This is a genomic window from Alginatibacterium sediminis, assembly GCF_003610775.1.
GTDB lineage: Bacteria > Pseudomonadota > Gammaproteobacteria > Enterobacterales > Celerinatantimonadaceae > Alginatibacterium > Alginatibacterium sediminis.
Genome location: NZ_RAQO01000008.1, coordinates 474517 through 493498 on the forward strand (window position 1 = coordinate 474517; position 18982 = coordinate 493498).

General features: G+C 45.0%; 21 protein-coding genes and 1 other RNA gene. 6 read left to right on the top strand and 16 right to left on the bottom strand.

Translation table 11 applies throughout. The features are described from left to right. The 7 genes from mraY to mraZ are packed head-to-tail and all read right to left on the bottom strand — an operon-like array spanning position 1 to position 7343. Positions 1 to 1083, bottom strand: a complete 1083-nt coding sequence (gene mraY, locus DBZ36_RS16085) for a phospho-N-acetylmuramoyl-pentapeptide-transferase (protein ID WP_120355972.1) — start codon at positions 1081 to 1083, stop codon at positions 1 to 3. Beyond that, a complete protein-coding gene (locus DBZ36_RS16090; protein WP_120355973.1) occupies positions 1077 to 2438 on the bottom strand; it encodes a UDP-N-acetylmuramoyl-tripeptide--D-alanyl-D-alanine ligase in 1362 nt (453 codons plus the stop codon). The genes mraY and DBZ36_RS16090 overlap by 7 nt, the downstream gene beginning before the upstream one ends. Further along, positions 2435 to 3916, bottom strand: a complete 1482-nt coding sequence (gene murE, locus DBZ36_RS16095; protein ID WP_120355974.1) for a UDP-N-acetylmuramoyl-L-alanyl-D-glutamate--2,6-diaminopimelate ligase — start codon at positions 3914 to 3916, stop codon at positions 2435 to 2437. Before murE ends, DBZ36_RS16090 begins: the two co-directional genes overlap by 4 nt. Continuing rightward, the gene (locus DBZ36_RS16100) at positions 3903 to 5633 is read right to left on the bottom strand and encodes a penicillin-binding transpeptidase domain-containing protein (protein WP_120355975.1); all 1731 of its coding nucleotides are present in this window, start codon (positions 5631 to 5633) and stop codon (positions 3903 to 3905) included. The genes murE and DBZ36_RS16100 overlap by 14 nt, the downstream gene beginning before the upstream one ends. After that, entirely contained in the window at positions 5630 to 5908 is a 279-nt protein-coding gene (gene ftsL / locus DBZ36_RS16105; protein ID WP_233558163.1) for a cell division protein FtsL, read from the bottom strand. The genes DBZ36_RS16100 and ftsL overlap by 4 nt, the downstream gene beginning before the upstream one ends. A 42-nt stretch (positions 5909 to 5950) precedes the next feature. Continuing rightward, positions 5951 to 6886 (bottom strand): 16S rRNA (cytosine(1402)-N(4))-methyltransferase RsmH, encoded by a 936-nt coding sequence (gene rsmH / locus DBZ36_RS16110; RefSeq protein ID WP_120355977.1) that lies wholly within the window; start codon positions 6884 to 6886, stop codon positions 5951 to 5953. Between the two features lies 1 nt (position 6887). Beyond that, entirely contained in the window at positions 6888 to 7343 is a 456-nt protein-coding gene (gene mraZ, locus DBZ36_RS16115) for a division/cell wall cluster transcriptional repressor MraZ (RefSeq protein ID WP_120355978.1), read from the bottom strand. A 279-nt stretch (positions 7344 to 7622) separates the two neighbouring features. On the opposite strand from mraZ, the gene DBZ36_RS16120 reads away from it, so the two are divergent. Beyond that, positions 7623 to 7838, top strand: a complete 216-nt coding sequence (locus DBZ36_RS16120; RefSeq protein WP_120355979.1) for a DUF4177 domain-containing protein — start codon at positions 7623 to 7625, stop codon at positions 7836 to 7838. A gap of 11 nt (positions 7839 to 7849) precedes the next feature. Next, complete coding sequence (locus DBZ36_RS16125) at positions 7850 to 8239, top strand: TM2 domain-containing protein (RefSeq protein WP_120355980.1); 390 nt, start codon at positions 7850 to 7852, stop codon at positions 8237 to 8239. Between the two features lie 48 nt (positions 8240 to 8287). On the opposite strand, the gene rnpB is transcribed toward DBZ36_RS16125, so the two are convergent. Both rnpB and rsmI read right to left on the bottom strand, forming a co-directional pair. Beyond that, an RNA gene (rnpB, locus tag DBZ36_RS16130) (RNase P RNA component class A) lies at positions 8288 to 8679 on the bottom strand. A 27-nt stretch (positions 8680 to 8706) separates the two neighbouring features. Next, on the bottom strand, positions 8707 to 9564 hold the full coding sequence (gene rsmI, locus DBZ36_RS16135; RefSeq protein ID WP_120355981.1) for a 16S rRNA (cytidine(1402)-2'-O)-methyltransferase: 858 nt from the start codon (positions 9562 to 9564) through the stop codon (positions 8707 to 8709). A 127-nt stretch (positions 9565 to 9691) separates the two neighbouring features. Between rsmI and DBZ36_RS16140 the strand changes: the two genes are divergently transcribed. The 4 genes from DBZ36_RS16140 to DBZ36_RS16155 are packed head-to-tail and all read left to right on the top strand — an operon-like array spanning position 9692 to position 13272. Then, a complete protein-coding gene (locus tag DBZ36_RS16140) occupies positions 9692 to 11701 on the top strand; it encodes a penicillin-binding protein activator (RefSeq protein ID WP_158589129.1) in 2010 nt (669 codons plus the stop codon). A gap of 16 nt (positions 11702 to 11717) precedes the next feature. Then, positions 11718 to 12092, top strand: a complete 375-nt coding sequence (locus DBZ36_RS16145) for a YraN family protein (protein ID WP_147395036.1) — start codon at positions 11718 to 11720, stop codon at positions 12090 to 12092. A gap of 7 nt (positions 12093 to 12099) precedes the next feature. Further along, positions 12100 to 12681: an SIS domain-containing protein gene (locus tag DBZ36_RS16150; protein ID WP_120356050.1), complete on the top strand. Its 582-nt coding sequence runs from the start codon at positions 12100 to 12102 to the stop codon at positions 12679 to 12681. A gap of 15 nt (positions 12682 to 12696) precedes the next feature. Continuing rightward, a complete protein-coding gene (locus DBZ36_RS16155; RefSeq protein ID WP_120355984.1) occupies positions 12697 to 13272 on the top strand; it encodes a BON domain-containing protein in 576 nt (191 codons plus the stop codon). Positions 13273 to 14008: 736 nt separating this feature from the next. On the opposite strand, the gene DBZ36_RS16165 is transcribed toward DBZ36_RS16155, so the two are convergent. The 7 genes from DBZ36_RS16165 to rplM all read right to left on the bottom strand — a co-directional run bounded on the left by DBZ36_RS16165 (position 14009) and on the right by rplM (position 18862). Then, positions 14009 to 14461, bottom strand: a complete 453-nt coding sequence (locus DBZ36_RS16165) for a ClpXP protease specificity-enhancing factor (protein WP_120356051.1) — start codon at positions 14459 to 14461, stop codon at positions 14009 to 14011. 26 nt (positions 14462 to 14487) lie between these two features. Continuing rightward, on the bottom strand, positions 14488 to 15123 hold the full coding sequence (gene sspA, locus DBZ36_RS16170; RefSeq protein WP_120355986.1) for a stringent starvation protein SspA: 636 nt from the start codon (positions 15121 to 15123) through the stop codon (positions 14488 to 14490). Between the two features lie 87 nt (positions 15124 to 15210). Next, positions 15211 to 15945, bottom strand: a complete 735-nt coding sequence (locus tag DBZ36_RS16175) for a cytochrome c1 (protein ID WP_120355987.1) — start codon at positions 15943 to 15945, stop codon at positions 15211 to 15213. Continuing rightward, positions 15945 to 17156, bottom strand: coding sequence for a cytochrome b (locus tag DBZ36_RS16180; protein ID WP_120355988.1), 1212 nt, complete (start codon positions 17154 to 17156; stop codon positions 15945 to 15947). Before DBZ36_RS16180 ends, DBZ36_RS16175 begins: the two co-directional genes overlap by 1 nt. Further along, positions 17153 to 17746, bottom strand: a complete 594-nt coding sequence (petA, locus tag DBZ36_RS16185) for a ubiquinol-cytochrome c reductase iron-sulfur subunit (protein WP_120355989.1) — start codon at positions 17744 to 17746, stop codon at positions 17153 to 17155. The genes DBZ36_RS16180 and petA overlap by 4 nt, the downstream gene beginning before the upstream one ends. Positions 17747 to 18026: 280 nt before the next feature. Next, positions 18027 to 18419, bottom strand: coding sequence for a 30S ribosomal protein S9 (gene rpsI, locus DBZ36_RS16190; protein WP_120355990.1), 393 nt, complete (start codon positions 18417 to 18419; stop codon positions 18027 to 18029). Between the two features lie 14 nt (positions 18420 to 18433). Further along, positions 18434 to 18862 (bottom strand): 50S ribosomal protein L13, encoded by a 429-nt coding sequence (gene rplM, locus DBZ36_RS16195; RefSeq protein ID WP_120356052.1) that lies wholly within the window; start codon positions 18860 to 18862, stop codon positions 18434 to 18436. Positions 18863 to 18982 lie beyond the last annotated feature (120 nt).

Here is an 18982-nt window from a genome sequence, read left to right on the forward strand (position 1 = left end):
TTAACGTACCTTCAAGGTAATCAAACCAATTAACACTAAGATCAATGAAATAATCCAAAACCTCACTATGACGCGCGGCTCTGGCCAACCTTTTAGCTCGTAGTGGTGATGAATAGGGGCCATTCTAAAAATGCGTTGTCCTCGAATTTTGTACGAGCCAACTTGCAAAATCACAGATACGGTTTCAATCACAAAAACACCGCCCATGATTACGAGCAAGAATTCTTGACGAACTAGAACCGCAACGGTACCTAGAGCGGCGCCAATAGCTAACGAACCCACATCACCCATAAAGACTTGGGCTGGGTAGGTGTTAAACCATAGAAATGCGATTCCTGCCCCAACCAAGGCTAGGCAGACAACCACCAGTTCACTGGCGTCCTTGATATACGGAATGAACAAATAATCGGCGAAATTTACATTCGATGTTAAATAAGCAATCAAAGCAAACGCACTTGCGACCATAACACTTGGCATTATCGCTAAGCCATCGAGTCCATCGGTAAGATTTACTGCATTACTGCTACCGACAATGACCAAATACACTAAAGGAATAAACAACCAACCCAATTGCGGCATAAGCTCTTTAACAAATGGAATAACCAATTGGGTTTGCGCTGCTGTATCCGCACTTGAATACAAATAAACAGCAATCACAATTGCCACGACTGACTGCCAAAAATACTTCCATCGTGCAATTAGTCCTGCGGGATCTTTACGTACGACTTTGCGATAGTCATCGATAAATCCAATACAGCCATAGCTTACAAATACAAACAACATCACCCACACATAGGGGTTATCGAGTCTAGCCCAAAGTAAAGTGGATAAAACGACCGATGCCAAAATGAGCACGCCACCCATGGTAGGCGTCCCCGATTTGCTTAAATGAGATTCAGGACCATCTTGGCGCACAGTTTGGCCGATCTGTAATAGTTGCAAACGACGTATCATTCTTGGCCCCATGATCAGGCCAAATATCAACGCTGTTAACAGCCCCATTACAGAGCGAAACGTTAAAAAGCTAAATAAACTAAATGCGGAGTAATAAGGCTGTAACAGCTCCGCTAACCAAACTAACATTCGTTGTTCTCACTAAATTTATGAATTATTGCTTGTGCAACTTTTTCCATCGCTGCACTACGTGAACCTTTCACCAATATGGCGCTAGGTTCTTGACCTAAAGAGGCGATTAGATCTTGATTTAACTCGGCTTGATCGAGGTAACTGTGTTGCCCGGGCATTGCTAGCTGCCCAAAGTGTGGTCCACATGTCCAAAGCTCAATCCCTGAAGCCAAGGCTTTGCTGGCAACCTGTTGATGTGCAGACTGACAAATATCACCAAGCTCACCCATATCTCCAGCCACTAGAATGCGGCGGCCCGACATACTTTCCAAAATTGAGGTGGCAGCAAGAAACGATTGCGGATTAGCATTGTAGCTATCATCAATAACCGTTATACCGTCTGACAACTTACGAGTATTAAGACGCCCACGTACGCTTTGAGCAGCAGCCAAGCCTGTTACCACTGATGCCAAATTTGCGCCCATAGCAATCGCAATTGCACTGGCCGCCAAAGCATTACTGACATTATGAGCTCCAGCTAACTGGAGGCGGATTCTAGCATGCCCTATCGGGGTATGCAGGGTAAATTCACTGCCCTCTAGACCTAGTAGTTTAAGCTCTGTTGTAAAGTAGTCGGCTTGCGCATCATTAATATCAAAATATTGCCTACGACAGTGCTGTGCAGCCTTGTCTAGCTGTTCTCGCCAACTATGATTTAGCGGCGCTATTGCTAGTCCATTGCGAGGCAGTGCCTGAAACAATTCCGACTTTGCAGCTGCCACACCAGCTTCGGATGCAAAACCTTCAATATGAGCCGCTGCAATGTTATTCACTAAGCCGACTTCCGGCGCAGCTAAACTAGCGGTGTAGGCAATTTCACCAGCATGATTTGCGCCAAGCTCAATTACAGCTCGCTGATGCTGTGGTTGCAATCGCAACAAGGTTAATGGCACACCAATATCATTGTTGAAGTTGCCGCCGGTCGCTAAAACTCTGTACTGTTGCTGTAAAATACCGGCGCACAACTCTTTTACTGACGTTTTGCCATTGCTACCCGTCATAGAGCAACAAGGAATCGCAAGTTGTTGACGTAAGCCTTTGGCTAGTGCGCCTAATGCTAAACGCGTGTCTGCAACAACAATCTGTGGGATGTTGAGCGAGCTTTGTTGCTCAACCAATACCGCGCAGGCACCCTTCTCTACCGCTTGTAGTAGATAGTCATGACCATCGAATTTTTCACCGCGAAGCGCTACAAATAACGCACCTTTTTGAATATTTCGGGTGTCGGTTTCGATTTGAGAAACGGTAATATCTTGGCCAATGAGTTGACCTTGGCAAAATTCCTGCCATTGGCTTAGTTTTAGCGCGATCATTGGCTCACCTCAGCTAACAGTTGAGCCACGACGGCGCGTTCATCATAATCAATGCTGCTTGCACCGACTATTTGATAGTTCTCGTGCCCTTTGCCAGCAATTAATATGACATCTTCGCTAGCCGTTTGAGATAACGCTAATCGAAGGGCTTCACGACGATCATGACAAACAAGAACAGTGTCTGCCTGCGTAAACCCACTAACGATATCTTTGATAATTTGTGCAGGGTTCTCAAAACGCGGGTTATCATCGGTCACGATAACTTTGTCAGCTCCAAGCTCTGCGACTTTGGCCATCATAGGGCGCTTGCCTTGATCACGATCGCCACCGCAACCAAAAATACACCACAGTTGACCAATACAGTGTGCTTTTGCACCCAGCAAGGCCTTTTCTAAGGCATCTGGTGTGTGCGCATAATCAACGACAACCGCGGCTTTCCTATTTGCATGGAATAGTTCCATACGACCAGGAACTGACTGAATTTTTGCACAAGCTTGCTGCAATGCAATCGGGCCCAAGCCATAATTGAACAGGCAAACTAGTGCCGCTAGCAAATTGTCTGCATTAAAACGTCCTAAAAGCGCTGCATTTATCATAAGACTTTTAGCGCCTAGTTTTTCAGAGCACCATTGCGTCGATAAGCCCTTTTCGCTCAGCATGATTTCACTCAAGTACCAACTTGTGTTGCTATTTAGTGTTGAAAGGGATTGCGCCGAAGGATAGGTTTCTAGCATTTGTAAGCCAAAGGCGTCATCACTGTTTATTAGCCGATAAGACAGGGTTGGCCAGTCAAATAGCGCCTGTTTGGCACGACCGTATTCTGCCATGGTGCCGTGGTAATCAAGGTGGTCACGGCTCAGGTTGCTAAATACTGCACCGTTAAAAGGAACGGCTGCAACACGACCTTGTTGTAGACCATGTGATGACACTTCCATTGCCACCAGTTTAATTCCTTGCTTTGCATAGTCAGCAAGTTGTCGCTGAATAGTTATGGGGTCTGCGGTAGTATTAATGCTTGGTTGTAACTGGCCTGGAACGCCATTACCTAAAGTCCCCATGACTGCAGCGGGTACCCCACAATCTTGAGCCAAAGCTGCGATTAGATGGGTAATAGTGCTTTTACCGTTGGTTCCAGTCACACCAACGATGTGTAAAGGATTGCCTTGAGAAAAATATGCCGCGTGACCCAGTTGAGATAAAAGCTGATCCAAACGCCAGAAACTTACGATGGGTACACCCAACTGGTATTCAATTTCACCATGTTGCTGTTCGTGCTGACATTGTTGAATAACCGCTACAGCACCAGCATTGACTGCTGATTCGATAAACTTGCGACCATCTACCTGCATACCAGTAACCGCAACGAAAACATCACCTTTACCTACATTTCGGCTATCCAAATGTAAATCATTGACGCTTATTTCTTCACATACGATATTGAAGTTGAGCAGGATTTTGTCAAGGCTATGAGCGAGCATCGGCAAGCTCCTCTAATTGAACCCACTGCTTAACATCAGCATCTGGAGCAACATTGAGAAAGTGCAAACCCGCTTCCATGACTTTTGAAAATACCGGACCGGAGACAGACCCCCCGTAATACGTATCACCTTGAGGTTCATCAACCGTAACAACAATCGCCAAGCGAGGATTGGTTAGTGGTGCAACCCCTGCGAAAATAGCAACATAATCATCCCCATATCCACCTCGAATTGCTTTTCTTGATGTTCCGGTTTTACCTGCAATACGGTAGCCTTCAACCGCAGCTTTGCGTCCAGTTCCACCTTCTAGGGTCACCGACTCCATCATTTCAAGTAGGGCTTTAGTATTTTGACTATTAAAGACCTGTTTGCCTTTTTCTGCTTTGTCGACTTTCAAAATGGAAATGGGCTTAGCAAAGCCAGCAGAACCAACCGTTGCATAGGCATGCGCAATTTGCAGTGGTGTGGCCATCACACCGTAGCCAAACGATAAGGTGGCTAACTCGAAGTCTGACCAACGACTACGTTGCGGTACTTGTCCTGCAGATTCACCCACTAAACCAAGGCCTGCATCATTACCAAAACCAAGCCGATAAAAAGTATCAATCATAGAATTAACACCCACTTTTAGTGCTAATTGCGAGGTGGCTACATTGCTAGATTTTTGAATCACGGTAGTTAAATCAATAGTTCCGTAGTTACGCGAATCACGAACGCGGCGGCCACCGATATTCATATACCCCGGAGAAGTATTCAGCATGGTTTCGTCGTCAACTACACCTTTTTCTAAGGCCGTTAGAACTGTAAACGGCTTGAATACTGAGCCGGGCTCAAATGCGTCAGTAATAGCGCGATTTCGAAACAAAAAGCCTTTAAATTGTTTTCTGTCGTTTGGATTAAACGAAGGGCTATTCGCCATCGCTAGAACTTCTCCAGTTTGAATATCAATCACAACAACAGAGCCAGCAGTCGCTTGGTTATCGGCCACTGCTTTTTTAAGCTCTTTATACGCAATCGCTTGTAAGCGCTGATCAATACTTAATACAATATCGTTGGAATCTTTACTTTTGCTCAGTACATCGAGATCTTCGATAACTCGTCCAGCTCGGTCTTTGCGAACTTGTCGTTTGCCTGCCTCTGCGCTTAACCAATGATTATAACTTTGCTCCACCCCTTCTTGACCGGCACCATCAATATTAGTGAAACCAACAAGGTGAGCACTTACTTCGCCAGTAGGGTAAAAACGACGCGACTCGGCCTTTAAATACACCCCGGGAATCTTCAATTTTTCAATGTAGCCTGCAATCGCGGGGCTAACTTGGCGTTTCAAATACACAAAGCGACGTTTTGGGTCTTTCACTTTGTTGAGTAGTTTTTCACTGTCAGTTTCCAAAACGTCAGCTAAGGCATGCCAAGCTTCTAGCTTGTCCAAGCCGTTTTGCTCGTGAACCCGTTTCGGATCGGCATAAATAGCTCTTACCGGTACACTAACCGCCAATTCTCGCCCATTTCGGTCAGTAATCACGCCACGCTCAACAAAGTTGGACATAGTACGAACCGAACGCAGGTCGCCTTCGTGTACAAGGCGCTCTGGTGCCCAAACCTGAATGTAAGCAGTGCGCACAACTAAGGCCATAAACACCGAAAAAACCACAACTGCAACGAGCGTAAAACGCCAGCTGATCAGTAGTTGTGGTTTTTTACTTCGTTTGTTCATGGCTTCCTTACCATCACTTCGTCCGATAAGTTCGGACGTTTCATATTCAGTTCAGCAACTGCTAGTCGTTCAACTCGACTGTGTTCAGCTAAGGCGTTTTGTTCAATTAACAAATGACGCCACTCAACATTTAGCTCATCACGTAGCATTTGTAGATCTTCGCGTTGCGATATAAGCATGCGCGTATTATGGGTGGTTAATACCACAGCAAATGCACTAGCCAATATCATCAACAACAAAGACACTGCTATTCGTTGGCGCCATAAGTCGCTCACTATCACCTTGAGTAACTGTGGTTGGCGCCCCGAGGTCTCCATCTATAGTTTCTCAGCTATCCGCAGTACTGAGCTACGTGCCCGTGGATTTACTTCGAGTTCAGCAGCACTTGGCTTGATTGCTTTACTCATGCGTTTTAGCGTTTTCCCTTCACCTAACATCTCGGCTGATACTGGCAGGTTTTTAGGATACTGTTTGCCCATTTCTTGCGCGCGTATGAAACGTTTAACCATACGGTCTTCAAGAGAATGAAAACTAATCACTGCCAAACGGCCATCTTTTGCCAATACATCAATACTGCCTTCAAGTGCCAAGCGTATTTCATCCAGTTCACTATTAATAAAAATACGTATTGCTTGGAAAGAGCGAGTTGCTGGATGTTTAAACTTGTCTTTAACTGGACATGCCAAGTCGATGACCTTGGCCAGCTCTAAAGTCGAAGTAAAGGGCTGCTCTTCACGGTGTTCAACAATCCCACGCGCAATCCGTTTACCAAATTTTTCTTCACCAAAGGTCTTTATTACCCATGAAATGTCTGCTTCATCGGCATTATTTAACCATTGCGCCGCTGTTTGCCCACGGCTGATGTCCATACGCATGTCTAAGGGCCCATCGCGCATAAAGCTAAATCCACGACTTGCGTCATCTAGTTGCGGCGATGACACTCCGAGATCAAGCAATACACCATCAACTTTTCCAATGAGGCCGAGCTCATCAATAACAGCTCTTAATTCTGAAAATGGCTGGTGCACAATTTGAAACCGTGGGTCGTCACTAAACCGTTGTGCAGCTTCTATCGCTCTAGGATCTCGGTCAATCGCAATCAATCGCCCTTGTGGACCAAGGTGATTAAGTATTTCTTGGCTGTGACCACCACGACCAAAAGTACCATCAACGTAGATCCCATCAGGTTTGATGGCTAAGCCTTCGATACATTCGTCGAGTAAAACCGATCGATGTTTAAATTCAGCTGTCATGTTATAAGGAAAACCCTTTTAGACTATCGGTGGACCATTGTTCTTCGTCATCAATGGCGATATCAGCTTGAATTTGTGCTTGCCAGTTTTCTTCAGACCACAATTCAAATTTGTTCAATTGCCCAACTAGCATCAGGTGTTTTTCTAATCCCGCATGATTTCGCAAAGTAGGTGGAACTAACAAACGTCCGTTTTTATCCAACTCACAATCAACTGCATGACCCAAAAGCAAACGCTGCAAGCGACGTTCGCTTGCATTAACACTAGATAGCCTGCGTAACTTACGTTCTATTTCTTCCCATTCGTGCATTGGGTAAAGTAGTAAACAGGAATGCGATATATCAATGGTAAACACCATGCGTGAGTCGCAATTTTCGCTCAACCAGTCGCGATAGCGAGTAGGCATGGTTAGCCTTCCCTTCGCATCTAGGTTGATTGAACTTGCGCCACGAATCATTTAGTTACTCTCATTTGAGCTCATTTTCGAGCTATCGCATCTTATAGATCCACAAAGATCCACTTTTTCCCACAGTTTTATAATTCTAAGGACGAGTCGACACCTTTGCAAGCTAGCAAGGGTAACAATTCGTGATGGATTGCAAATGATTTGACTAAGAAACTGAATTTGCTGAGGAAATGTACAAAAAATAATCTATTAAACGCAAGCTAGCTCACACTTCATGACTTTCGGTGCTGACTTGCTAGAATAAGGTCTCAATTTTGATTAGGAAACATCATGGCATTTAAAGAATACAAAGTTCTACAAGTAGCTGAAGGTGCACTCGGTACCCTCTTTCTTGGTGCATCGGGTATGCCCATCAAAAAACTTGAGGTAACTTTAAACGAAGAAGCTGCAGATGGGTGGCAATTGGTGTTCCAAGTTATTGAAAGTCGTCGCTTCTGGTTATTCTGGACTCGCGAGTCTGTACTGATTACTCTCGGACGAGATTAAGTGGGAAAACGATGTTAAATCGTCAACAAGTCGAACAACATAGCGAGCAGCTTAGGCAGACAATTCGTCAGCTCGATGATGCCAAGCGTAAAGTGTTCTATACGCATTTACGTCAACAAGTACGCGATCCTGACACTTATGCAAGTTGTAACTTTTTGTTTATCGCGGGATTGCATCATTTCTACTTAAAGCGGTATGCGCGAGGAAGCTTTAATCTCGCAGTATTCTTGATTGGCATAGGCGCATTCATCGGCGGCTTTTTTGGTTTAGGTTTATTCGCAATTATTGGTATTTGCGTAATTGAACTACCCGCTTTATTTCGATCTCAACTTATCGTTGAAGATTACAACAATCAGCTGAGCGAACAATTGTTAGATGATTTAACCAAGCATGACGCGTAATAAAGAAAAACCGCCTCGCATATTCACTATGCAAGGCGGTCATTAAGAGGTGGAGTTGGCCGCATAAGCCGGGTTCTGTACTCTTGCGAGTGGTAACCATTCCTCTAGGCCTAAGATCGCTCTTAGGCTCAAGCAGCCTACCCGCCCCCAAACGCGGGTCGCGTCCACAGGGGCCTATTTGGCCTTGCTTCGGGTGGAGTTTACCTCGCCGCATACTGTTACCAGTAGCGCGGTGCGCTCTTACCGCACCCTTTCAGCCTTACCGGTTTGTCGAAACAAACTTAGGCGGTCTTCTCTCTGCTGCACTTGTCGTGAGCTCACGCTCCCCAGGCGTTACCTGGCACCCTACCCTATGAAGCCCGGACTTTCCTCCCCTTTGCCCGTTTAATAACTTTACAAGTTACTACTTACGACAAAGCAGCGGTTACCTCGGCCAACTCCGCGGCGCACAATAGCAAAGTCCGCGTTTATTCACCAGCCTGATCTGACTTTTCTTGCTCTAAGCCATATTGGTATAGCGCATTCTTCTTCAGATCATATATTTGAGCTGTCAGCGCAGCGGCTTTCTTCAAAGGCAATTCCTTGCGTAATAAAGCTAAGGTTTGCAACGCTGGTTTGGGCAAGGCTTCTTTTTGTTTTGGTTTTCCAGCAACGACCAACACCATTTCACCTTTTTGATGGCGAGGCTCGTCAATGAGGCGTTGGCGAAGCTCGTGTACGCTCATACTCAAAATGCTTTCGAAGGTTTTAGTTATTTCTCGAGCCATCACAATGCGCCGCTGTGCTCCCATGCAGGTCTCAATATCGGTTAAGCTATCGAGGATGCGATGCGGACTTTCATAAAAAACCATGGTGTGGCTGGCATCCGCGAGATCATTGAGTCGGTCACAACGCGCTTTGGTTTTTGCGGGTAAAAAACCTTCGTAGCTAAAGCGATCGGTAGGTAAGCCACTAGCACTTAAGGCTGCAATCGCCGCGCAGGCTCCGGGCAAAGGCACAACATCAAACCCTTGTTGCTGGCAATAAGCCACCAAGTGATATCCTGGGTCATTAATTAGTGGTGTCCCAGCGTCAGAAATAAGCGCAACACTTTTGCCTTGCGTGAGTTGCTCGCCAAGCCACTGACAACGTTGCTGTTCGTTATGGTCGTGAACCGCTACCAAAGGGGTATCAATGTCAAAATGCTGCATCAGACGTCGGCTGTTACGCGTATCTTCTGCGGCAATTACCGAGACTTGTTTTAAGACCTCAATCGCCCGAAGCGTCATGTCGCCTAAATTTCCTATCGGCGTGGGTACAATATACAGCGCTGCTTGTGTCATCATTTTGCCCTATTCTAGTTTTGCCGCTCACTGTAAGTGAAAGTTATGTCAGTCTCAATCGGAGTTGTTCGATAATTTCATCCGCATGCGATAGACTATGGCCAATTTCAATTCGTTATGGAAAGACGCCGTGCTGCGCTCAATCAGACTGATCTACCAATGGCCACTAATCTTGTGTCTGGTACTACTACTAAATGCATGTGCGAGTAATAGCACATCTAGCGATACTAGCTCCCAATTTCCTGGATTCGCACAGCCAACAACGCAAAGCCCAGATGAATATTTACGTTTAGCCAAGCGTAGTAAAGGCGATGCAGCATTCAACTGGCAGCTACTTGCAGCAAAGGCATATATTGGCCTTGACCAACTTCAGCCAGCCCAAGCTATTTTAGAGAGCTTAGAAGAACAGGCCAACAGTAATCAAACAGTAGCTGGGCACAAACTTGTGCAAGCGGAATTACTGTTCGCTCAAAATTTGGCGAACCAAAGTTTACAGTTACTCAGCTTCGATCCAATGTGGCAGTTGAGTAATGATTATTGGCTTAGTTATTATCAACAGCGCGCTACCATTTATCAACTACTTAACAATCCTGTTGCCGAGGTTCAAGAACGCGTTGAATTAGATAAAAGGCTTACTGACGCTAGTGATCAATTGGCCAACAATCAACAGATTTGGTCTCAACTAAAACCCTTAAACGCTTATACCTTACGTAGCTTTCAAGGTACAAGTGATTCTGTATTCAACGGATGGTTGGAAGTTGCGGCCATAGTCAATGAACCGAAACGTAATCCTCAGCAGCTTTTCGATAATCTAGCACAGTGGGAAAATGACTACCCCAATCACCCTGCGCTTCAATTCGTTCAAGTTGACATCGGCTCGGCAATGAACGCACAACGCTATGCCCCCCAACGCGTTGCAGTGCTTTTACCACTCAGTGGTCGCTTTAAGGCTAGTGCCAATGCTGTGCGAGATGGCATGCTAGCAGCCCAATACGATGAACGTACTGATGCAGCTCTGCGCAACAGTCAATTGAGCTTTATTGATACCGAAGCTAATCAAGGACCTGCTTTGCGCCAAGCGATTGAAGGAGCGACTCCTGATTTCATCATCGGTCCTTTACGTAAAGATCAAGTGTTATGGCTGCAGCAACAGCAATTACAAACACCTTGGATGGCACTCAATCAAGCGGAACATAGTGCTCAAAATGGTCAATTCTACTTCGGTCTAAGCCCTGAAGATGAAGCGCAGCAAGCAGCTCAGGAAATTTTTGACCAAAGCCTAAGCATGCCTTTGATCATCGCGCCACAGAGCACCATTGGTCAACGTATGACAAATGCCTTCATAGAACGTTGGAAACGACTTAGTGACGAACCCTACGAAAGCATTTATTACAGTAACAACAAAGAATTACAGGGTGCGATCCGCAATCTCCTCTTAGTCGATGAAAGTCAGGCTAGAGTGCGCCAAGCTCAACAATTACTTGGCTTTAATATTGGTACAGAAACGCGCTCTCGTGGTGATACACAGGCGATATACATCATCGGCAACAATAACGAAACTAAATTAATAAAACCAAGTATTGAAGTTGCTGTTAGTCCATTTGCGCAGCTTCCCCAACTGTTCGCAAGTTCACGCAGTTATCAACGTGGTAGTGTCGACGACGAAGTCGAGTTACAAGGTCTATGGATTAGTGAAATGCCATGGATGCTCGACCATAGCTCAGCGTTCTACCAACAGTACAACCAGTTGTGGCCAGAATATAATGAGAGTCACCGACGCCTATTCGCCTTAGGTTTCGACGCACTACTAGTTTTGCCTAACCTTGATCAGATGCGCGGTTATACCGATTTCAAAATTGATGGTTTAAGTGGTGCGCTCAGCGTTAGCCAAACCGGTGCAGTTGAACGCGAATTAACCTGGGCACGCTATCAAGATGGTGAGTTACGCCCTATGGATTATGTATCTCCAATTGTCGAAAATGACGTTGATATTGATTCACAGGACTTAGAAGCGGATGAGGCTATAGAGGCTCTAAATCCCGAAGATGAAGTATCAGGTATCGAAATCGTGCCTGTCGATGACAGTTCAACTGATGGTGAAATTCAAAGCTTAGGTTTTGAAGTTGAGACCGTTGAATAAAATAACGGCCTAGATTTTGCGTTTTCTAAAGAAAGCAAAACATCTGATAAGTGGTATGCGGGCGGAGCAACAAGCTGCTCGCTATTTACAAGGCCAAGGTTTGACCCTAGTTGAACGAAACTTCAGCTGTCGTTGTGGTGAAATTGATATAGTTGCCCGAGACCAAAGTGTTTGGGTCTTCGCAGAAGTGAAGTTTCGCAGTCAGCAAACATTTGGTGGTGTTGACCATGCTATCAGCAAAGCTAAACAACGAAAAATTATAAACACCGCTGAGTTCTACTTGCATAATAAGGGCTTGAACATTAATAATTTGCAAATACGCTTTGATGCAGTACTTATTGAAAACCAAGAGCCACGCTTACGTTGGCTTAAAAATGCCTTTGGAGGCTAAAGGTACAATGCAAGATAGAATTAAAGAGATATTTAGAGAAAGCATACAAACCAAAATAGCTGCAGCAGAAGCACTTCCAGGTTCAATTGAATCGGCAAGTTTGCTACTGGCGCAAGCCTTATTGAGCGGACGAAAACTCCTGCTTTGTGGTAATGGCAGCGGCTCTGTACTTTCTCAAAACTTTGCATCCCAGCTGGTCAATCGCTTCGAAACTGAACGCCCCAGCTTGCCCGCATTGGCATTAACTAGCGACAACGCTACAATTAGCGCCATTGCCAATGACCACCATTTCGATGAGGTTTTTGCTAAACAAATTCGTGCATTAGGTAACGAGGGTGATGTGCTTCTAGCTATTTCTCCTGATGGCAATACACCCAATTTGATAAAAGCCCTTGAAGCCGCCGTGAATCGAGATATGTGTATCATCGCTTTGACTGGTGAGGATGGTGGTGTGATGGCGGGGTTATTAAGTGAGCAGGATGTCGAAGTACGTGTTCCTTCTGCCCAACATACCCGTATATTTGAGGTACATTTACTGACTCTCAATAGCATGGGTGACTTGCTCGATCGCATGTTATTCCCCCAATAATAGGTTTCAAAAGTCATGACCCCAGTAAAAACTTTTTTTATTATCTCTTCTTTAGTTTTGCTCCAGGCCTGTGCCGGAGTTGCTGTTGTAGGTGCAGGGGTTGCCGCTGGCGCCGCAACTGACCGACGCAGTGTAGGTACTCAATTTGATGACCAGTTATTAGAGCTCAACAGTGTAAATGCCCTCGCTAAGGATGAAGACTTGTGGGAGGTTAGTCGGCTCAGCGCCCACGCCCTAAACTCAAAAGTTTTGGTCATAGGTCAAACACAAACAGTAGAACACCAAGCGCGTGTATCTGAAATTATTGCGGGTCTTGATGGTGTATCACAAGTCCTCAATGAGGTCAGAGTACAAAGCGTAGCTCCGTTAGATGTGCAATCAAAAGATGCTTGGATCACTTCGCAAGTAAAGTTAAAAATCTATGATAATAACGCCATCCCTGTTGGAAAAATAAAGGTCATAACTGAGGATAGTGAAGTTTTCTTGATAGGCTTAGTCAATCGCACTGAAGCCGATGCTGCAGTTGAGATTGCAAGGCATGTCGGAGGCGTAACAGCTGTGATACGTGTTTTCGACTATGTGCAAGAATAACAACTGTTTAGTTACGCTTAACCAGCGCTTAGACCCATTAAAAGCGCTGGTAGCTTAAACGTCATCACCTAAATACAGCCGTCAAACCCCTTATCTAAAGAAAGCTTAATAAGATTTCTTTAGATTTGTTTTCCGTCCCTCTACCGACTCCCCTTAACGGCACTAAGACATGCCAGTGAATGTTAGCTGAGTGTTTAAGCTTGTCACACTCGCTGCTTCCACAGTCACTCCACGCAACCTCAACAAGTATACTGGCCACTTATCAAGGACCAGCGTCTTACATGCATTACAGTAAATACCTATATTAAGTACAAAAGTGAGTGATATTACCGCGCTATTACTCAGTGATAAGCTTATCAATGTTAATTCATACTGCCCAAGCAAGCCTGCATTCAGAGCTGCTGTTTCTGGAGTAGTCGGAGGTAGGTTTGCATTAAGTATGAAGGTGTTTGGCTGTGATAATGTGGAGCAAGCTACCACTATACTGGGACACAATTTACAAGATAAATATTTCGATGCCGCCAAGGGAGGCGGCTAGTCAGCGACCAAAGAAAGATAAAACTGGCGACTAAGGCAAAACCAAATGCAACAACATATTCCGCTCCTGAAACAGTTGATCAATCAGATGTTCCAGATGTTGTTATGAAAAATGCAGCTGCTTCAGATTAGCCAACTTAGACTTCAGCTTATATTCACTTGCGTATAAATAAAAAAACCTCCATGCGGAGGTTTTTTACTATTTGATAACTCTTAAACTCGGTTTACCTTTTTTCGGCTTCTCAGGTTCAGGGCTGTCTTTATCTATTGGTTCTTCAGCACTCGGGGCTATACTTGGTGTTGCTTTACCAGAATCCGCTTCATCAATCATTTTTTGATAAAATGGTTCTGCGTCGAACACAGTCCCTGCACCATTTTCTCGTGCGTAAATTGCCAATACAGCACCCATGGGTACGTATACATTGGTAGGCACACCGCCGAACCGAGCGTTAAAACTGACCGCATTCAGGTCCATCTCAAACGCTGCTACTGCGCTAGGTGCAATGTTAAGCACGATTTGGCCGTCTTGAATAAACTGATGCGGAACATCCGCATCTGGCCAAAGGGCATTAACCACCAAATGCGGGGTCAAATCGTTATCTAATAACCAATCCATAAATGCACGCAGCAAATATGGACGGTTAGGCGTCATTACGAGTTCGGTTTCCATGCTGATTCTTAAGCAACGAAACCGTCACGAATTTCGCGCTCGGCTTCAGTCAAAGAGGCTTGGAATGACTCACGATCAAAGACGCGAAGCATATAGGTTTTAATTTCCTTCTCGCCAGGACCATTGAGCTCGATACCAAGCGCAGGAAGACGCCACAGTAGCGGTGCTAAATAGCAATCTACCAGGCTGAACTCTTCACTCATAAAGTATGGCAATTCCGCAAATACCGGTGCAATACCCAACAAGCTTTCAGTCAAACGTTGACGCGCTTTTTCTGCATCTTGACCACTTTCAATTTTGTCAACCAAGCTGTACCAATCGTTTTCTATACGGTACATCATCAAACGACTGTTACCACGAGAAACCGGGTAAACAGGCATTAGCGGCGGATGCGGAAAACGCTCGTCCAAGTATTCCATGATGATACGGGCGTTATACAACACCAATTCACGGTCAACCAGTGTAGGGACTGAGCTATAAGGGTTCAGATCAATTAAATCTTCAGGCAAGTTATCAAGTTCTACTTGCATAATGTCAACGCTGACACCTTTCTCAGCAAGTACAATTCGCACTTGATGGCTATAAAGGTCACTCGCTCCTGAGTACAGTGTCATCACTGAGCGTTTATTGGCAGCTACAGCCATCGAACCCTCCAAATTTGGGATTATAAAAACAAACAATCGGTAAAGGCCAATGCCTTTACCGACTCAATTAACAGCGCACACTAAAGTTTAGTGAACGTCGCGCCAGTACTCTTTCTTCAATAAGTAACTAAAGACAAAGAATATTGCCAAGAAACCCATGACCCAATATCCGAGACGTTTACGCTCTAATTGGATAGGCTCCCCTGAGTAGACCAAGAAGTTTACCAGATCTAAGACCGCTTGGTCATATTCATCTGCACTCATTTCGCCACTACCATCGCTTTCGATACCAGTAACGACAGCGTGTTCTTCTCCGTCAATCATGCGTAGCTCTTCTTTAATGCTAGGCACACCTTGTAATTCTTCAAGAACATGGGGCATACCAACACTTGGGAAGACCAAGTTATTTACGCCAAACGGACGCGTTTCATCAGCGTAAAAACTACGTAGATACGTGTAGATCCAATCAGCTCCACGAACACGCGCTACTAAGGTCAGATCAGGTGCAGGAGCACCAAACCAAGCCGCAGCGTCGTCCGCTTGCATGGCATTTTCCATCAATTGGCCGACTTTTACCCCAGTAAAGATCAAGTTCTCTTGCATTAAATCGAGAGGAATCGACAAATCTTCTGCAACTCGATTATAACGCTGGTATTGGGTGGAGTGACAGGCAAAGCAATAATTCATAAATAAAGCTGCACCACTTTGCAGTGAAGCCTTATCATGCAAATCATAGTTGGCTTTGTCGAGCTTAACCCCTGAACCTGCTGCGAGGGCAATAGTCGGAATCAGTGCCAGTAAGGCAATCAACAATCGTTTCATTATCGTGTCACCCTCTCTGGAACTGGCTTGGTTGCTTCATTTTTACTGTAGATAAATAGCAAAATGAAATAAGCAAAATAACCAAATGAAGTTATACGCGCTAGCAAAGTTAGCATCGGTGTAGAGGGTAATGCCCCCAATATACCTAGTACCACAAAGCAGATTACAAACTGTGCAATGTTTAGCTTATGCCAGATACTACGATATCGAATCGATTTAACTTTACAGCGGTCAAGCCAAGGCAGTACAAAGAGCACCGCAATAGATAAGCCCATCATTGCAACACCCATTAGTTTATCGGGGACCGCTCGTAAAATGGCGTAAAACGGTGTGAAGTACCATACCGGAGCAATGTGCTCAGGAGTTTTTAGCGGGTTGGCCGCCTCGAAGTTAGGTGCTTCAAGCAAGTACCCTCCACCTTCGGGAACAAAGAACATAACCCAAGCAAAGAAGAATAAGAAACCAACAATGGCTGCTAAGTCTTTTACGGTAAAGTAAGGGTGGAATGGGATGCCGTCTTTAGGCCAACCGTTCTCGTCTTTGTTCTCTTTAATTTCGATACCGTCAGGATTGTTTGAACCCACTTCGTGCAAAGCCACAATATGCAAGAAAACAAGCATAACGAGTACTAAGGGTAGCGCAATCACATGCAAGCTAAAGAATCGATTTAGCGTCGCCCCTGAGATGACGTAGTCACCACGTATCCACAAGGTTAAATCGTCACCGATAAACGGTATTGCACCAAACAAGGAAATAATAACTTGTGCTCCCCAGTAGGACATCTGTCCCCAAGGTAGCAAGTAGCCCATAAAGGCTTCAGCCATTAAGACCAAGAAGATCAACATACCAAATAGCCATATTAGCTCACGAGGCTTTTGGTACGAGCCGTAAATCAAACCACGATACATATGCAAGTAAATAACAACAAAGAACGCTGACGCTCCCGTTGAGTGCATATAGCGCAATAACCAGCCATAGTCGACATCACGCATGATGTACTCGACACTGGCAAACGCACCCTCACCCGAAGGATTGTAATTCATGGTTAGCCAAATACCGGTCAGGATTTGGTTCACTAGCACGATCATGGCGATAAAACCAAAGATGTACCAAAAGTTAAAATTAATTGGGGTTGGGTATTGGCCTACATGTTTATTGTAGGTTTTGGTCAGTGGGATCCGTTCGTCGATCCAATTTAGTAAGCCTTTCATACGCTTTCTCCCCCATCGTTGCCGATTAAAATAGTGTTTTCGTCAACATAATAATGCGGGGGAACCACTAAATTTAAAGGTGCGGGTACACCTTGGAATACGCGTCCGGCCATATCAAATTTAGAACCATGGCACGGACAGAAGAACCCATACTCTACACCTTGAACTTGTTCTTCAAAACTTCCTGGCAAATAAGTTGGCGAGCAACCTAGGTGCGTACACAGTCCAACACTAACCAATAATTCTGGTTTGAGTGAACGGTAAGAGTTTTGAGCATATTCAGGTTGTTGTGGCTCTTCGGAGTTAGGATCACGCAACTGAGACCCAATTTTATCCAAGTTATCAAGCACTGATTGTGGGCGGGATACTATCCACACCGGTTTTCCTCGCCACTCTACGCGCAAGAGTTGGCCAGGTTCTATTTTACTAACGTTCACTTCAACCGGTGCTCCAGCCGCTTTGGCTTTAGCACTTGGGTTCCAAGAACTTATGAAAGGTACTGCTGCGTAACCTACTCCTACTCCGCCAACAACTGCTGTTGACCAAGTTAAAAATCGGCGACGACCAGCGTCAACAGGCGCATTGCTCATCCAATGTCTCTCCGGTAAGGATCCGCTTTGATTATTATGTTATCGATTGGCATCGATGCCTTTTCCTTGCGGTTTTTTATAGTCTGTCCCTGTGAACATCGCGCAAAAGCGACTGTCGGGAATATCAATTCAAGGCGAGTGAGTGCACAGTCACCACAAAATGCCTCAAAATAGTATAGAAATTCACGTATTTTGACAAGAGATTACGAGTATTTAACCTCTATACAACAAAGAAAAAAAAACCCGGTATAAACCGGGTTTTTGTTCGAAGTGCCAACAATTAACGTTTAGAGAATTGTGGAGCACGACGTGCTTTACGTAGACCAACTTTCTTACGTTCAACTTTACGAGCATCACGAGTAACAAAACCAGCAGCACGTAAGTCAGGGCGTAGGGTTTCGTCAAACTCTAGAAGGGCACGAGTGATACCGTGGCGAATTGCGCCAGCTTGACCACTGATACCACCGCCAGAAACGGTGATGTTCAAGTCGAATTTTTCGATCATATCTACTAACTCAAGTGGTTGACGAACAACCATACGAGCAGTATCACGACCGAAGTATTCTTCTAGTGAACGTTTGTTGATAGTAATGCTTCCGCTACCTGCTTTCAGGAAAACCCGAGCAGTTGAGCTTTTGCGACGGCCAGTGCCGTAATATTGAGTCTCAGCCATGATTCAGGTTCCCGTTAAATATCTAAAACTTGAGGTTGCTGTGCACTATGAGTGTGCTCAGGACCTTTAAATACTTTCAGTTTACGGAACATCGCACGGCCTAGAGGACCTTTTGGCAACATACCTTTAACTGCAGACTGGATAACACGCTCAGGAGCTTTATCGATCAACTTTTCAAAGCTGATTGATTTTAGACCGCCTGGGTAGCCAGAGTGCGAGTGGTAGATTTTACCTTTCGCTTTGTTACCAGTAACTGTCACTTTTTCACAGTTAACAACGATGATGTAATCACCAGTATCAACGTGAGGAGTGTATTCAGCTTTATGTTTACCACGTAAGCGGCTTGCGATTTCAGTCGCGATGCGACCCAAGGTTTTACCCTCAGCGTCTACAACATACCAGTCGCGTTCTACGCTTTCTGGTTTTGCTACAAATGTTTTCATTAGTGTAAATAACCCAAAATTTGTTACTAGGCGCTCATGTGCAAAGCACACAAACAATAATAAGCTACTCTATGTATCCCTTCGAATACGGAGTTAGCTGGGCAGTTAGCACCATCAAAT

What these genes read in the sequence shown, in the direction of transcription:
- mraY (WP_120355972.1), bottom strand. Translation starts at nt 1,083, where the DNA reads ATGTTAGTTTGGTTAGCGGAGCTGTTACAGCCTTATTACTCCGCATTT.
- DBZ36_RS16090 (WP_120355973.1), bottom strand. Translation starts at nt 2,438, where the DNA reads ATGATCGCGCTAAAACTAAGCCAATGGCAGGAATTTTGCCAAGGTCAA.
- murE (WP_120355974.1), bottom strand. Translation starts at nt 3,916, where the DNA reads ATGCTCGCTCATAGCCTTGACAAAATCCTGCTCAACTTCAATATCGTA.
- DBZ36_RS16100 (WP_120355975.1), bottom strand. Translation starts at nt 5,633, where the DNA reads ATGAACAAACGAAGTAAAAAACCACAACTACTGATCAGCTGGCGTTTT.
- rsmH (WP_120355977.1), bottom strand. Translation starts at nt 6,886, where the DNA reads ATGACAGCTGAATTTAAACATCGATCGGTTTTACTCGACGAATGTATC.
- mraZ (WP_120355978.1), bottom strand. Translation starts at nt 7,343, where the DNA reads ATGATTCGTGGCGCAAGTTCAATCAACCTAGATGCGAAGGGAAGGCTA.
- DBZ36_RS16120 (WP_120355979.1), top strand. Translation starts at nt 7,623, where the DNA reads ATGGCATTTAAAGAATACAAAGTTCTACAAGTAGCTGAAGGTGCACTC.
- DBZ36_RS16125 (WP_120355980.1), top strand. Translation starts at nt 7,850, where the DNA reads ATGTTAAATCGTCAACAAGTCGAACAACATAGCGAGCAGCTTAGGCAG.
- rsmI (WP_120355981.1), bottom strand. Translation starts at nt 9,564, where the DNA reads ATGATGACACAAGCAGCGCTGTATATTGTACCCACGCCGATAGGAAAT.
- DBZ36_RS16150 (WP_120356050.1), top strand. Translation starts at nt 12,100, where the DNA reads ATGCAAGATAGAATTAAAGAGATATTTAGAGAAAGCATACAAACCAAA.
- DBZ36_RS16155 (WP_120355984.1), top strand. Translation starts at nt 12,697, where the DNA reads ATGACCCCAGTAAAAACTTTTTTTATTATCTCTTCTTTAGTTTTGCTC.
- DBZ36_RS16165 (WP_120356051.1), bottom strand. Translation starts at nt 14,461, where the DNA reads ATGACGCCTAACCGTCCATATTTGCTGCGTGCATTTATGGATTGGTTA.
- sspA (WP_120355986.1), bottom strand. Translation starts at nt 15,123, where the DNA reads ATGGCTGTAGCTGCCAATAAACGCTCAGTGATGACACTGTACTCAGGA.
- DBZ36_RS16175 (WP_120355987.1), bottom strand. Translation starts at nt 15,945, where the DNA reads ATGAAACGATTGTTGATTGCCTTACTGGCACTGATTCCGACTATTGCC.
- DBZ36_RS16180 (WP_120355988.1), bottom strand. Translation starts at nt 17,156, where the DNA reads ATGAAAGGCTTACTAAATTGGATCGACGAACGGATCCCACTGACCAAA.
- petA (WP_120355989.1), bottom strand. Translation starts at nt 17,746, where the DNA reads ATGAGCAATGCGCCTGTTGACGCTGGTCGTCGCCGATTTTTAACTTGG.
- rpsI (WP_120355990.1), bottom strand. Translation starts at nt 18,419, where the DNA reads ATGGCTGAGACTCAATATTACGGCACTGGCCGTCGCAAAAGCTCAACT.
- rplM (WP_120356052.1), bottom strand. Translation starts at nt 18,862, where the DNA reads ATGAAAACATTTGTAGCAAAACCAGAAAGCGTAGAACGCGACTGGTAT.